This window comes from Paenibacillus suaedae (genome assembly GCF_032337355.1).
Classification (GTDB): domain Bacteria; phylum Bacillota; class Bacilli; order Paenibacillales; family Paenibacillaceae; genus Paenibacillus_B; species Paenibacillus_B suaedae.
In genome coordinates this window covers 278,411-293,728 of sequence record NZ_JAVYAA010000001.1, presented here as the reverse complement: position 1 = coordinate 293,728, position 15,318 = coordinate 278,411, and the positions used below count along the sequence as shown (strand labels likewise).

At 47.9% G+C, this 15,318-nt stretch carries 13 protein-coding genes; 3 read left to right on the top strand and 10 right to left on the bottom strand.

Going from position 1 to position 15,318, the window contains the following annotated elements; all coding sequences use genetic code 11:
- Positions 1-106: 106 nt before the first annotated feature.
- Both RQP50_RS01320 and RQP50_RS01315 read left to right on the top strand, forming a co-directional pair.
- The gene (locus tag RQP50_RS01320; RefSeq protein ID WP_072727410.1) at positions 107-1,225 is read left to right on the top strand and encodes a peptidoglycan DD-metalloendopeptidase family protein; all 1,119 of its coding nucleotides are present in this window, start codon (positions 107-109) and stop codon (positions 1,223-1,225) included.
- A 39-nt stretch (positions 1,226-1,264) separates the two neighbouring features.
- A complete protein-coding gene (locus tag RQP50_RS01315) occupies positions 1,265-1,705 on the top strand; it encodes a bactofilin family protein (RefSeq protein WP_072727411.1) in 441 nt (146 codons plus the stop codon).
- A gap of 77 nt (positions 1,706-1,782) precedes the next feature.
- Here RQP50_RS01315 and RQP50_RS01310 read toward each other — a convergent pair whose 3' ends face one another.
- From RQP50_RS01310 to RQP50_RS01280, 7 genes are all read right to left on the bottom strand, one after another.
- Positions 1,783-2,787 (bottom strand): LCP family glycopolymer transferase, encoded by a 1,005-nt coding sequence (locus tag RQP50_RS01310; protein WP_315742644.1) that lies wholly within the window; start codon positions 2,785-2,787, stop codon positions 1,783-1,785.
- 146 nt (positions 2,788-2,933) lie between these two features.
- On the bottom strand, positions 2,934-3,803 hold the full coding sequence (gene rfbD / locus RQP50_RS01305; RefSeq protein WP_028531643.1) for a dTDP-4-dehydrorhamnose reductase: 870 nt from the start codon (positions 3,801-3,803) through the stop codon (positions 2,934-2,936).
- Positions 3,800-4,390 carry a dTDP-4-dehydrorhamnose 3,5-epimerase gene (gene rfbC, locus RQP50_RS01300; RefSeq protein ID WP_315742641.1) on the bottom strand — a complete coding sequence of 197 codons (591 nt, stop codon included), beginning with the start codon at positions 4,388-4,390 and terminating at the stop codon, positions 3,800-3,802. Before rfbC ends, rfbD begins: the two co-directional genes overlap by 4 nt.
- Positions 4,391-4,552: 162 nt before the next feature.
- Positions 4,553-5,026 carry a hypothetical protein gene (locus RQP50_RS01295; RefSeq protein ID WP_315742639.1) on the bottom strand — a complete coding sequence of 158 codons (474 nt, stop codon included), beginning with the start codon at positions 5,024-5,026 and terminating at the stop codon, positions 4,553-4,555.
- Positions 5,016-5,174, bottom strand: coding sequence for a hypothetical protein (locus RQP50_RS01290; protein ID WP_172619579.1), 159 nt, complete (start codon positions 5,172-5,174; stop codon positions 5,016-5,018). The genes RQP50_RS01295 and RQP50_RS01290 overlap by 11 nt, the downstream gene beginning before the upstream one ends.
- 1 nt (position 5,175) lies before the next feature.
- The gene (locus RQP50_RS01285; protein ID WP_315742636.1) at positions 5,176-6,546 is read right to left on the bottom strand and encodes a lipopolysaccharide biosynthesis protein; all 1,371 of its coding nucleotides are present in this window, start codon (positions 6,544-6,546) and stop codon (positions 5,176-5,178) included.
- A gap of 26 nt (positions 6,547-6,572) precedes the next feature.
- Complete coding sequence (locus RQP50_RS01280) at positions 6,573-9,677, bottom strand: heparinase II/III domain-containing protein (protein ID WP_315742634.1); 3,105 nt, start codon at positions 9,675-9,677, stop codon at positions 6,573-6,575.
- 116 nt (positions 9,678-9,793) lie between these two features.
- Between RQP50_RS01280 and RQP50_RS01275 the strand changes: the two genes are divergently transcribed.
- Entirely contained in the window at positions 9,794-11,434 is a 1,641-nt protein-coding gene (locus RQP50_RS01275) for a hypothetical protein (RefSeq protein ID WP_315742632.1), read from the top strand.
- Positions 11,435-11,681: 247 nt separating this feature from the next.
- Here the strand turns inward: RQP50_RS01275 and RQP50_RS01270 are convergent, their stop codons facing one another.
- From RQP50_RS01270 to RQP50_RS01260, 3 genes are read right to left on the bottom strand one after another with little or no spacing between them, the layout of a single operon-like run.
- Positions 11,682-12,851, bottom strand: coding sequence for a DegT/DnrJ/EryC1/StrS family aminotransferase (locus tag RQP50_RS01270; RefSeq protein WP_072727417.1), 1,170 nt, complete (start codon positions 12,849-12,851; stop codon positions 11,682-11,684).
- Positions 12,844-13,959 carry a lipid II:glycine glycyltransferase FemX gene (locus tag RQP50_RS01265; protein ID WP_315742629.1) on the bottom strand — a complete coding sequence of 372 codons (1,116 nt, stop codon included), beginning with the start codon at positions 13,957-13,959 and terminating at the stop codon, positions 12,844-12,846. The genes RQP50_RS01270 and RQP50_RS01265 overlap by 8 nt, the downstream gene beginning before the upstream one ends.
- Positions 13,952-15,313 (bottom strand): polysaccharide deacetylase family protein, encoded by a 1,362-nt coding sequence (locus RQP50_RS01260; RefSeq protein ID WP_021254355.1) that lies wholly within the window; start codon positions 15,311-15,313, stop codon positions 13,952-13,954. Before RQP50_RS01260 ends, RQP50_RS01265 begins: the two co-directional genes overlap by 8 nt.
- Between the last annotated feature and the right edge of the window lie 5 nt (positions 15,314-15,318).

The following is a 15,318-nucleotide window of genomic DNA, read 5'->3' as shown; positions in this document are numbered from 1 at the left end:
AGAGATCAATAGACAACTTTCTTACGAGCATGCGAATCGTGCGCGAGCAGCAAGCTAACCCGGGAAGGGGAATGCTTGATGACGCGTCTAAAGTTGAGGTGATAGGATGAAACGGCATTGGTGGAATGGATCGATGACACTGCTTGTCATTCGTGATGCAGATCAAGCAGTGAAGCAGGTCAGTGTATCGAAAATGCTAGTTGTCTCCGTCCCGATTGCGGCAGTCATATCGATATCTGGGCTCTTTCTGGCTATGCAATGGAAATCTACCGCACATATTCAAGAGCTTCAGGGACAAGTGACTTCCCAGACTATGGCCTTGGACGTCACCGTGAAGGACAAGGACGAGGCTATTCGTCTTCTGAAAAATGAAGTCATCCGCTTGTCTTCCCAAGCAGAATCCGTCAAGGATCAAATGGAGCAGATGAGTTCCCTGGAGAAGCAGCTTCAGCAATTCGTCGAAGGATACATCGCTCCTTCGGATGCATCCAAACATTCAGCTATGCTATCTGCCCCCTCACAATCCTCTGTTTGGAATGAACGCATTCAGGTTGGCGGCGAAGACATCGAGGCGAGCACGGATCAAATTCTGAATTTGGCAAACCGCTCTCGCATCGATCTCAAGCAAGTAAGTGACATGTTGAATACAATGCAGCGTTCTGTTCCGACTACCTTGAAGCAAGCACAGAACAGACAATCGACGATCGCAGGAACGCCGTCCATCTGGCCGACGAAGTCACGCCGCATCACATCCAGCTTCGGCTATCGCCAAGATCCAATGCATGGCCGAGCCGCCTTCCATGCGGGACTCGACATCGGCGGCGAGCTGGGCGACCCCGTCTATGCCGCAGCTGACGGCAAGGTCATTGAGGCCGGATTTCAGCCAGCTCGCGGCAACTATATCGTCATCCGCCATGTCAATCAGCTAGACACCTGGTATATGCATCTACAGTCGATCCTCATCGACGTAAATGACACAGTGGCGAAAGGCGACCATATTGCCAAGCTTGGGAATACCGGAAGAAGTACAGGGCCTCATCTTCATTTTCAAATTGTACAGCGCGGCGAACCGATCGATCCGTTTCCTTATGTACGCAACGCTCTGTATGAGACTACAAGTTCCAAGAAATCTATCCCTACTCCTCTTATTCGCAACAGACGTTCAAGCGAACCATTAACGTCTCTCAGCACTCGTGCCGACTCGTATCCGATTTATCAATCCTAGCTTCGTCATCCCGATCCATTTCAAGGAGGTTATGCGAGCATGCTCCGTCGCTCAACACAACAACCGAAGCACAGTGACACGTATATCGCACCTGGGACTCAATTAGAAGGCGCAATCCGCTGCGAGGCAAACATCCGCATTGACGGCAAGTTCACAGGAGAAGTGACTTGCAGTGGTACGATTACAATTGGTGAACATGGAGAGGCACACTCTACCCTTACCGCCAATCATATTATTGTAGCAGGCAGCGTAGTTGGCGATATTCACGCAAGCGGCAAATTAGTAATTTCCTCAACGGGGCAAGTCTGCGGCAATTGTCTATCGGAAGTGCTGTTAATCCAGGAAGGCGGATTACTGAATGGAACAAGCCTCATGGAACGTTCATCCGAGGCTAGCTCATCCAAAAAAGGCGGCAAGGGGAACAAACAAGAGACGGCCAATGCATCTAGTCATAAAGAAAACGAGAAGCAAGCGGGATAACCGCTTGCTTCTTCTATTATATAGAGGAGAAGGTGTTAACATGGGAATTCTCGCTCATTTTTTATGTATTTATATGTTTACCCCTTCAATTGGTTGCGTATCGATTCGGCTATTTTCTGCAATTGTTCTTCATCAGGGAGGAAGTAGTAGATCCCATTGATCATCTTCCCCTTCCCCTGCAGCACCTGCTGCTCCACTTTCGTCAACTGTGGCCGATAATGAAGCATCAGCTGCTTCCAATCGTCAAATTGCAGGTTTGTACGGATATTCTCCTTTACCTGTGCGAGCAAATCCATCCAATGTCCTGCTGAGTCAAGTTGGGCCGACTTGTTCAGTATCGCCTGCAGCACTTGGCGCTGTCGCTGCATGCGGCCAAAGTCGCCATCTGGATCCTGCTTGCGCATCCGAACATATACGAGTGCTTCTCTCCCTTGCAACGCCACCTTGCCCTTCGGGAAAGTTATACCGTCGTCCGTGAATGATAAGCGATTCTCTATTTCTATGCCGTTTAAGGCATCTATCATCGACACAAACCCATTCATATTCGTCTTCACATAATAATGAACAGGCACCTTAAAGAGTTGTTCCACCGTGGCAACTGTCATTGGAACTCCGCCAAATGCATAGGCATGATTGATTTTATCAACCGTATGGTGGCCTACGATTGACGTCCTCGTATCACGAGGAATGCTGAGCAAGGACAAGGTACCACTCTGCGGGTGAACCAGAACCAGGGCGAGCGAATCAGATCTCCCCTTATCGCCAGGCCGCTCATCCGTTCCGATCAGGAGCAGCGTAAAGGGGCTCTGCTCGGATAAATTCGGCAGACCAGTAGCTGCCTGTGTCGATGCTGGCACTGTCTCGTTCCTATCTCGCACAGCATGCTTCGTCAAATCAGATGTCGGCTGCTCCAGTAATGGCCCTCTCGTTCCTTCCGGGAGCGGTTCATACATCGCATCAGCCGTTCCCTTCAACGTATTCCATACGATAAGAAGAACGGTAGATACAATTAATATCATAGCTCCAAGCAGGATAAGAACGACCTTGTGCCATCTTCGCAATGAGTTCCTTCGTACTATCAAACAATCTCCCCTCCCCTTGCTCCCCTCTATTCACCTTGATCGTTCGTGCAAATTTGAACCGACCGGCCAGATCGCGCAAGCAAACAACGAATAACGAGATCCATCTTATTCACTTGTGCGATCTGCCCTTTCACCCTATTACCACTCTATTTCTCGGGAGGAGCATCCTTCTGCAAGAAATGCCGTATTGCCTCATTCCAATGTCGAAGCAGCGAGAAGTCATTAAGCCTCAACGCTAGTGGCTCCAACACTGAATATTCAGGTCTGCGAGCAGGCCTTGGAAAATGAGAGGTGGGCACCGCGCGTACGATCGTAGACAAGCCTGCCTCCTTGATAATTGCTGTAGCGAATTCATGCCACGAGCAGCTTCCGCTGTTCGTAATATGATAGGTTCCATATTTGGTAGTGTAGAGCAATTCGACTATCTTCTCCGCCAAATCAAGCGTATACGTAGGCGAACCAACTTGGTCATTAACGACTTGCAGCACTTGTTCCGTCTGTGCCTTCCTTAGAATCGCTTTGACGAAGTTGTCCCCATACAAGCCGAAAACCCAAGAGGTGCGTACAATAAATGCAGCAGGATGATGATTTCGTACAAATCTCTCGCCTTCCCACTTCGAACGCCCATAGATATTGATGGGACGAACGGAATGGAACTCATTGTATGGGCAGTCACTCTTCCCATCAAATACATAATCCGTGCTGATATATACAAGTGCTGCACCAATACGGTTAGCCGCTACGGCCACGTTGCGCGTCCCGTAGCTGTTAATTCGATACGCTGTGTCAGAATCCGACTCAGCCAAGTCTACCTTCGTATACGCCCCAGCGTGGATAACATGTGTAGGACGCTCCTTCTCCATCACCGTCCGCACTCGCTCCGCATCCGCCACATCCATATCGTGATGCCCGTAGCCAACTGCCGATATGCCGTGGCGATGCAGCACAATCAGCATCTCCATTCCAAGTTGTCCACCTGCTCCTGTAACCAGCACCTTCATCTCTTCCTTGTTCACTCGGCAGCACCATCCTTATTGCAAGAATTGGGGGCTGCCTTCCAAGTAGGAAGCTCGGCATCTTCTAACATCGGATGCTTGGCATCCTTCTCGGACAAGATGGGCTTGCTTACAGGCCAGTCAATATGAAGCGCTGGATCGTTCCATGCAATCCCTCGGTCGGATGCCGCATGATAGGGAGCATCCACCTTATATAGAACCTCTGTATTCGGAACGAGCGTACAGAAGCCATGTGCAAAGCCTTGCGGGACGAGAAGCTGCCGACGATTTGATGCGCTTAAGATAGCACCAACCCATTGTCCGAACGTCGAAGAGCCTTGGCGAATATCAACCGCAACATCATAGACGGCTCCGACTGCAACCCGTACCAGCTTCGTCTGCGCATAAGGATCCAACTGATAATGAAGACCTCGCAGTGTGCCAGCACGCACAGATAAGGAATGGTTATCCTGCATGAACGAATAATTTATACCAAGCTCTTCCCACTTATGTGCGTGATAGCTCTCCATAAAAAATCCGCGTTCATCCTCGAACACATTCGGCTCGAGAAGAAATACTTCGGGTAATTTTGTCTGACTGACCTTCATCCTGACAACTCCCTTTTCGAGAGATAATTCGTGACTGATTGAAGAGGCTTTTCGCCCACTCATTACTATTCTATGCCGTTCACCCTCTTATTGACCTTCAATGTGGGGAAAGTGCGACATATATCCATCAATCACATATTCGGGATGATTCCAGTTCTACGGTCAGCCGAACCATTGGACTTGCGCCCAAGCAGGATCGGGGTTATACAAAAAACATTGATTATACGTATTCATCATTTTGGAATAATGCGGACATGCCTTCGTAAGTTGAATGTTTAGTCGTGAGGTAAGCATTGCTTTCTGCTGAGGGGTTAATATAAATTTGACGGTGTATTGATATTCAACCTGTTCTTGTTCATGCTTCCGTTCTTTGCACACAACGTTTCCGCGAATAGACATACGGTCGTCGTCAAATTCACATGTAAATGCTAAGGAGTAATGATTTGATATTGGCAAGCTCAAATGAGTAATCATCGTTAAGCAGTTCGGGCTAAGCCCGACAAGCATAACTTCACAGCTTCGCGCGTGAAGAACAGGCTCCTGATGCACGCGATCTATTGTCATCAGAACGGGTACCGGCTTGGGCAAGATAATGAATAGTTGCGACGGATACGCAGTAGGCCAATTATTCGTCATGATATTCCTCTTGTACAATCTGAACAACAGAATGACTCGCAGCACATTCCCACCTTGCTCGCAAAATGCCTAATTGCAGCATGATATCCGTAATATCAACCGTTCGTTTCTCTGTCAAGGTCTCTCTTTCATGCAGCTCAACTGTCATGTCATGCCTCACTCCTATCACCTCGTTCATTCACTGTCGTATCAGTTCCACCTGTTGCAGCGGAATTCATCCACTCTTCCTTACGCTTCCTTATGCCGATAGCGCTCATTCGATAAATAATCAAATAGAATACGCCCAATATGACGGCTTGCAAGATGGCAGCCGCCAGCGGGGACAATTGCAGCCATACGACGATTAGCAAACCTAGCGCCAATACCAGAAAACGAGTAACCGTCCACCAAAAATTCCAATGCTGCAGGCGAAGGGATTCTAAAATGACGGATACCGGAGAAAACAAAATATTTACACCGTACAATAGCGCGTAGACCGGCACATATTTGGCAGCAGGTTCCCATGCAGTACCGAACAGCCATACAAATAATGGCGGTCCTACAACCGCGATTACAACAATAGGTACTACTCCGATTCGACATAGCTTGCGAAACGTATCCCGGAATAGTTGCTCGAGCATCTGCGGATTCTCGCGTGCATGCTTCATCGATTCCGCGTAGAACACTTGCGAGATAGACATGCTTAGCAGCAGTATCGGCCCTCCTAGCACCTTATCAACGAGAGCGATGGAGCCCGCTTCCTTCAACCCGTAATATCCCGCCATGAAGAGCGGCAGCATTTGGAGTGTCATCGAGGTGAATACTCCTGATCCAGTCACATACAGCGCAATTTTGCGATATCGGCTGACCATCTTCTTCATAATGCTCCAATTCGCTTGACGGGCCCATTGGCCAGGCCGGAATTGCTTATGAAATAACGTGTACAGTGTTCCCGTTCCTGCTACGCGTCCAAATACTTCGCCCAATACGAGCCCGACTCTGCCCAATCCGACAAACGGAGCAGCCAACTGGATAAGGATTCCCCCCATCCCCTGCACCCATTTCGTTCTGGCTAGCGGTCCATAGCTTCTCGTTCGGAGCGCCCAATAATTTAACGTATTATAGAGGCCGTAACCGAAGAAGGATATAGGAAGCAGGTACACGATCATTCCAATTCTGAACGAATCAGTTATCATCGGCGCAAACAAAATAATCGCTGCCAAGAACACACCGGTGAGAAGAATGAGAAGCAAAAAACAAAAAGTTACGATATAGGGGATATGCTCTTCGTCCTCCTCCATCGGTATCGCTCGTTCAAACCCCAAGCTTCCGAACAAAACAGAAATCGCCAGTATAGACATATAAACAGCCAGCTCACCGTATTGCTCAGGTGTATACAAATGTGCCAAGAGGGGGGATAGAACAATCCCTATTCCTTGGGCGGCAGCCGTTCCGCTAAGCATAATAATAACGTTCTTAACAAAGGATCCCTGGCCGGTGAGCACGCGCCAGCGCTTGATCGCAGTATGGATAATATTCATTCTCGTAACCTTCCTTTGTCATTCCGCTAGAATTGGCGTGCTTGCGATAGAGGGATAACAAACGACTGTCCTGCCTGAATATCGTAGATGAATCTATCGCCGATCTGTTGTTGAATAAAGGTCGTATTGCCAAGACTGACGACCACATGACTGCCTTCCTGCTTGATTACACTCTTAATCGTATAAGCCGCATTCCGTACAGCTGCAGAGTTCGATGAAGTCACCGAATGATTGTCAACATACACCGTAGCACCAACTAGTTTCTTCACATCGAACGATGCCATATTTTCAAATTGGAGTTCCAAACGATTATCAAGGCTCCACCCTGTTGTAAAGCCAGCAACTTTCCCCACTAAGCGCTCTGCTTCCGATTTGGACTCCTGCTTGCCGCCATCGTTCTGCAGCCACGTTCCATCGTGTGCATACTGAACCTTCGCCCCCTTAGACGACATACTTGTCAGTCCAAAAAAGCCCTTGAATGACAGTCCGTTCTCCAATTGGTATTCCCGATTCGATTCCAGACTGCAAATAATCGTATCTTTCCGACCATTTTGGAGGGCAACCTCAATGGCCATCGCTTCCCATTCAGGAACAGCCGCACCTTCATGGGTTACGCTAAGCCTTCGAATTGTTTTGATCGTTCGTTCCTTCGCGAATGGCTCCAGAATCGAAGTGAACAAGCTCTCCCCGCCAGGACGCCGTGTTAATAAATAATCGAGTCGTCGAGGATTCCCCGGCTTATTTTGGGGTGGATCTCCCTGGGCAACTGCTGCATCTGTATACGAACCAAGCATCGTAACCCGCAAATTCGGCTTCACCTGCGCGCGGTTATATGACACAGACTTCGCCGACTTCCACTCTGCATAAAACTGGCCGATCGGATCCTTGTCCTTACGGACATTGTACAAATAGTTATATCCGCTCTTGCTCTGCTCCGAATAGGCGGGATCTGCAAGAGGAATCTGTTCGCCAGCATACGTGCCTGACTTCTGCTCCACTAATTTCAGCCCACCAGTCTCGACCGTTCCTTCCATGCCGTGAAAGCTTGACACTTGTTCACCCGCCCCCTTGACGCGGAAGAAATCAACGGCATAGGCAAGTCGATCATCAATGGGAATAAGAGCGAACGTCCTTCGATACAAGTCAGCCCCCTCGTATGCATAGGGCGCCTCCACATCGATTAATTTGGCGTATTTGCCGTCATCATAATGACGTGGAATGCCAACCCATGAATTTGGCTGCTGTCCTTCCTTATTGAACACAACTGTATTATGCGATATGGTGTTCGATTCCCAGCGTCTGCGCAAAATGTTATCGTCAGCGAAGGTCACGTAACCAAGATCCGGGGCCATATCTAGACCGAACCCATATAACCCGATATTCAGCGCATCCCGATGAGCGTGGGATGTGCCATTTCGCCCATAGTACAGCCAAGCCTCAATATCCCCATGCCTCAAAGCTGTGTATCCATATCCCGTTAAATTGATACTTTTGAACTTATAGCTGCCCTGAGATTGTACGACTTTCCGGAACTGAGCTAGCAGCGCTTCCATCTTCGGCTGAAACAAATCATTTGTAATCCCTTCCGTTCGGTTTCCATTCAATAGAAATGCTGCCTGGGCAAATAAAGGATCGCGATATTTAACAAATGCCCTCCATACCAAGTCCCGCTTCGCCCAGATATTATCTTTGCCTATCGAGCCGGAATCCCCGATATTGGGTGTGTCCTTGCCTTGCATCACAAGATCAAGAAAGGCATAGAACATCTTCTTCACCTTCGGATGCTTATATAAATCCGCGCTTGGGACGCGCTCATAGCTGTCCAAAATATCCGCCAAACTGTTCATTCGTTCCAACCAGGTCACATTGTATTCAGGTGAAGCTTCATCACCATAGCCATCGCGATCAATACGATTCGCCAGAACGTCATAGACGCCTCCGCCACTTATTCTCCATCCGCCGCCCGCTACACGCTCCAACTGCCCTGACTGCAGCGCAAATTGAATCCACTCCGCAGATTCAGGAAGCTGATCCAAGGTAATAGCCGCTAGTGCGATCACATTCTGATGAGATCCGAAGTTGCCTGAAATTTGCGCTTTCTTGACAGCAGGCACAATTTGACGAATGATACGATTCTCAAAGTTTTGCTTTATACTGTCGGCTGTTCCCTTCGATGAGGGAAGGCTGTAACGAGCGGCTTTCTTTTGCAAAAAGGACAAGTATGGAGCAGTCTTCTTCTGGAGTACGGGTAAAAAGGCATCGTAACTGAGGAGCAGCTGCTCCGTCAGTGTAACTTCAGCAATTGATCCCAATACTTTGCCTTGTCCCGTCCCGCCGTGCGCATTTTTGAACCCATCCTCCCACCGATACACGGAGACGTCCATATCAGGATACACATCGGCTACACGATCTAATAGAACCAGACCGCTATATGCATACTTCTCATTTCCCGTATATAAGTAGGCTTCACGCAGCGAACGCAATGCATCAGTTAACCACTGACTCCATACCCAATGATTGTAGAACGCGATAAACGTATACTTGTTGCCTTTTTCATCAACATATCCACTGCCGTCATCGACGCCAAATGCCGTGCCTTTGTCCGGATACAGCGTATTCACCAAATATTTGCGGTCGGCGCGCTTCGGATCAAATCCTCCCTTATCATCTAAGCCGCTCCGGTAGTATGAAGCGAAATCATTCGTTGGGAACATCATTCCATTCGATTTATCCTTTACTTTCCACGGCTTCGCCACAGGGTCAATTTCGTAGCTTGAACGGTCATCACGAGGCCCCTTCTGACCACCTATCACACTTCCCATCTCTTCATTCACATCATAGCTTCTCGGCAAGGCCTGCGTGGTAATCATCGACCATAGCTCTTCGTAGCTCAAATCTATATATTTTTGCGCCCTTCTTATGCTTGCATCCCTTTCATCCCGCGCCCATTTATACATTTTCACATTGTCCTGAACAGCTTGGCGTTTCTCTGCTGTATAGTAATTGCTCCTGGACTGGCCTGCTGCATGCGGACTGTTCATAAGCACGAAATCGATACAAAAATATAGTACAGCAATAATGAAAGAAACGATAATTAACTTCCATTTCCAATCAATTCTATAAGTTGTCATATATGTAATCTCCTTACTTATATATCGTGACATTTGCTGTCATCACTTTCTAGTAGGGCGTTTCATATTGTATAAAAAACAAGCTACTATTCCGATAGAAGAGGATGTGTCCGCCTATGATTAATCCGAACTTTGTTACTCCGCAGAACTTCGGAGCTTTGTATGATGGAGCAGCAGACGATACCACTCCCGTCAATAAAGCGCTGCAATTCGCTGCGGTCAATCAGATGAGCGTCTACTTTCCTCCCGGCAAAGGTGCTGTAGTCTCCCAAGCAATCACCGTGCCATCCGGCGTCAGACTTATTATGGATGCCCCGCTTATTTATAAGGGAGACAACACTCAACCTTGTCTGCTGATCGGCAATGCCATCGAATCTACCACCATGATGGATTACAAATTGAATGTCCGAAATGCGCAAGTATCCGACTGGAGCAACGAAGGGAACATCGGCATCATTCTGACCAACTTCATCTCATGTAATATCGATATTGTAGGAATCGATGGCTTCACAATCGGTCTGCAAGCTAAGGGAAATAGTAAAGGATTCTCCTTCAACAAGCTGACACTTGGACAAATCATGAATAATAAGATTGCGCTGGATTTGTCGGCAGTTCGTTCTGGCTGGGTCAATGAAAATTTATTTGAGAATGGAAGGTTTGGATGCTGGAGTCAGGTCAATACGAATGCAAGCCGTTACGGAATTCGCATTGTATCGCCTGATAATTCGTACTTTTACAATAACAACAATGTCTTTATCAAACCTAGCTTCGAGCTTGGCCAATCCTACCTTACGGGCAATGCCGAAGCAGTCCCGCTTCTGATCTATCACGGTGAGCAAAATAAATTCCAAGATATGCGCAACGAGGACAATAATACGACCTTTGTACGGGTGTTCAACTCGTCTTCGAATAACGTGTTCAATGTCGGTTATGGAGAACTGAACGGAAGCAATATCGATGATCGAAGCCGTTATCCTGTATCCGTGTACTCCTCACGCAAATCCAAATTAATCAATACAAAAGGAAACATGATCTTCCTATCCGGTTCCCTGAATAAAATAGCCTGCTACTATAATGGGAACAGCTTAGTCAATATTCCACGCGTTAATGTCGCCACTTCTCGCACGTCCACAGTTCTGAAGTCCGGAGCAATGACGCTCGCCAATGAATATGTAGAGCTTATTCAGCCAGCAATCGGCGTATTCATCAACACCTCCAAAGCCAAGCGATTTATTGTACAAAAAGATACGATCACTGGATATGGGGGACGCGTCATTGTCATCTGCTACGATGCAAACGGCAACATTCTAGGAAGCACTATTCAAAATGAAGCAACAGTCAAAGGCTCCTCCAACGCAGAGCCCTACTTCAACACAACCGCACCCGGGGGTGGAGCAATAGGCGGTTATATTACCGGCTCTGACTCCAACAAAGACTTCTATTTCCGTGTTCATTCTGATGTCACTATGATACGCGTCTTGTTATCAGGAGGAACACAGCCGCTGCGCATCAAGAGTTTCTGCATTTACAGCATCGACTGCACGGCAGCGGTCTGGTCTGGCTACGAAGAGATCATACCTGGTGTGAATCTTGGCACGCAGCCGCCTACTGCAGGACAATGGGATAAAGGGCGAATGATCTTGAACGATAATCTCTCGCTGCTCGGCACCGAAGGCAGCAAATATGTCGTAGAAGGCTGGCAATGCATTCTAGCGCCCAATCAGTGGATAGAAAAAAGATCCTATACAGGCTTATAGAGGTTGTTCAAAAAGTCCGCTTTTGATCACGAAGTAAATCATGAAGTGGGCTCGGCATCGAATCTTGAATTCAGCCGGGCCTTCCGGTGCTCATGTACCCAAAACGTACGCTCCGCTCCTCATGCCCTAGCTTCATCCAACTTTCTCGGTGCTGAAAACCAGCCTTTTTGAACACGCACTTATAAAAAAAATGGTACGGGCAGCCGGGTGATTCCTTCTTCACTCGGCTTCTATGCTTCTTCCTGTTCTACACACTTTGCCGATAAATCGCATTCTGCTGTAAATGTTCCAAAACGACATCGACCACCCGATCCTGTTCAGCACTCGTCAGATTCGAGCCGGATGGCAAACATAGCCCTTGTGCAAACAATTGCTCGGACACACTAAGATGCGACTCGTGAGGGAAATATAAGCTGGAGTGGAACATCGGCTGCAGATGCATCGGCTTCCATACGAGACGCGACTCGATGCCGTTCTGCTGCAGAGCAGTTTTGATCGAGAGCGGATACGTCCCCGTACGCTTGCAGTCAACCAAGATAACCGTAAGCCAGCAAGTCGATCTTCCGTAGGTAGGTTCTGATATCAGTCGAATACCATCATAAGCTTCCAATACACTCCGATACCGCTGATATACAGCCCTTCTTGCGGCAATTCGCCCTTCAATCACGGTGAGCTGACCACGTCCAATTCCTGCCAGCACATTGCTCATCCGGTAATTGTACCCCATCTCATAATGCTCATAGTACGGCAGATCTTCTTTAGCCTGTGTCGCCCAATGTCTGGCCTTTCTAAGTGCCACGGGGTCGCTGCTCACCAGCATTCCCCCTCCGGATGTGGTAATGAGCTTATTGCCGTTGAACGAATAGATGCCGAAATGACCGATTGTCCCACAATGTCTGCCACGATAGGTCGTACCTAGTGACTCTGCTGCATCTTCCACCACAATAATGCCATAACGATTGCAAATAGCCATAATTGCATCCATATCTGCGCTCTGCCCATAGAGATGAACGATGACAGCAGCTTTCGGCGTCTTCCCCTCTTGCGCAAGCTGCTCACATGCCCGTTCCAGCGCCTCTGGCGACATATTCCAGGAATTCGGCTCCGAATCAACGAATACAGGAATCCCGTTCAAGTACAGGATAGGATTCACACTAGCTATAAAGGTAAACGTGGAACATAGCACATAATCGCCCGCTTCTACCCCAGCCAGCCGTAAAGCCAAATGGATGGCCGCCGTCCCTGAGCTTAGCGCAACTGCTCCTTGCGCCCCTACATAATGGGCCACTTCTTCTTCAAATGCCTGAATATGCGGACCGACGGAGGACAGCCAATTACTAGCAAATGCCTCATCGATTTTAATCCGTTCTTCATCTCCCATATGCGGAGGAGACAGATATATATAAGGCTTAGACATACTGGGTCACCTCTGCTGAGTCAATCCCAACCGCCATAAGTGAAGGGTCGCGATAAAATGGGAAATACTCGCTCTCCGTAATACCATTAAATTTGCTTTTCAATAATTTGTATAGGTAGGGATCTCGTACTTTCCTTCCAACATAGAAGTCCAATGGTTCATGATTATTGAACCCTTTCTTGAAGCGATACAAGGAATCATTGCCCGTATAACCGCCTCCTAGATGAATCTTCTTGAATCCTCGTTCCTTGAAGTGCTGTATGGCGAAGTACAGCAAAAAATTATTGGGCGCGCAAGAAAAATATCGCTCATTGGAAGCGAGCAGATGATAGTGCACATGTTCACCTTCATGCAAAAATATCGATGCACAAACCAACTCGTCTTCCGCGTATATTCCCAGCATGGTGAGTTGATCGGATAGGCGATCCAGCATGTCATAAAAGTATTGTTCGGTAAAGTAATAGCTGGTCTGAGCCTTCACACGATCCATCGTGTGATAATACATATCAATGAAAGATTGAAGCCGTTCTAACGTCATCGTTTCCTGCCGTCCAAAAAGTCCAGATTTCAAAGATACACGAATTCGATTCCGGTTCTTGGAGCTGAACTTGGCGAAAATATCGTCTACCGCCGGTTCTAAATCCACACTGATCGTATTGCGCACGAAGCACGGATCCACGTCCATGTAATCCTGATGATTGCGATAAAGAGGATGAAATCTGACAAACTCCGTTATAATTTTTTGATCCTTACAATAGCTGGAGAAGGCTTGCTGAAATCGCCCAAGCAATCCATTACGATCTTCATTATGTAAGGAAGTGCATATAGGTCCTCCATAACCGTATGGGGTAATAATGTCGTACATTTCCGGAGCGTCTTCCCATAAGCGCTTAATATGCGGTAGAGTATTGACTTGCCTGAGAACAAATGGATACATGACAGTTCCGGTATCTTCTTTGTAAATAAATAGACGTGCCGATTCTTCCTGTCCGCTCTCGTATAAGGAGCAATAGCCTGATAACCAATATATGTCCGGATTCACTATACTCATGGCAAGTTCATCCCATTGCTTCCTATCGTCAGGCGACAGTATTTGAACATTACCCAATTGGACACCCTCCTTGAATGACGAACGAATGATAGTAATTCGCATACGGCTTCCAGAACGAGTTGCGAATGTTGGAGTTGTGCCACAATAAAACGAACTGTCCGCGATATCGATGCACGACTCCTAGAAGGTTATTCATCTGCTCAAACATCTGAGCGGGTTCAAGTCCTTGATAACCGCCAAGGCTTACCTCCATTGCGGTTAGAGGGAGCTCTTGTAGAGATAAAGGCTGTCTGGCATGAATATCAAAGACACGGTATGAATGGCAGATTCCGCTGCGAAACCCGATTTCATCGGCATACCCAATCGTACTGTCTATCTTCATCCCGGCTCGCTCCCATATGCCCCATGTATCCGGAACACGGAAGCGCAAATAATGATGCCTTCCCTCTGTAACCACGCATCCCGCCGCTTCTTGAAGCCGCTCCTTCTCTTGCAAGAACAACTCTTCATTGCAGTATGCATCATAGCTGGGGTGGAATCCGACGATATGACCGCGCTCACGTACACGCTTGAGCACCGAACGAGCGAGTTCTCCCCGGACATCATATCGATTGTCGTAAAAGGTCGTGCCCCCCGCCATAAAATAGAACCTGGATTGAACTCCTGCCTGCTCAGACAGATCCATCAGCCAATCAAATGTATCGTACGGGTCGGCACATCTACCTGACTTTACTTGTATGTATTCCAGCATGCTTCGAATGGGAGCCAATGGACTCAAGTTGGCCAAGCCTCTTGCCATACTCCGAATAAGACGCTTCATACCGTCCCAATATCGCAAATCATCCACATCATGCGTCACAATCAATTCAGAGGGACGATTTGTTCGTTCTGCCTCCAATCCTACTTCAATGAGCATATTCCAGAGCATCTCAGCCATCTCATTCACAACAGGACGCTGCCAGAAGCGGCTCCGAACAGCCAAACTGCCGGATGAGGGGAACCGTTCATGACGGTCTCTTATGTTCGCGCACTCTTCCCATCGAGTGAGCATAAAAAAGCAAGCAGCCAGCAGATCTGCTTCGCAATACAAGTCCCCTCCATCCACTCGCCATTCCCCTCTCCCGAACCATACGGGCAAATCCCCTTCGGGAGCAAATCTGGAGTTGGCATAGGACACACGTAGTTGGCTCGTATCCGCGGACAAGTAAGACAATCCATCCTCATATTGAGCAAAGAAGGCATCTCTGATATACAGGCTGCTCCCGTTCGACAGTGCGAACCGGATATAGGGCGACTGATCCTTATCATTGTCCACGACGAGCTGATACGGTAATCCGAGCATATCGCCGACCAATTGTTGAATGATATATGTTCGTTCGGGTACGAACAATGCAGGTATTGTTATAATCATGGCCC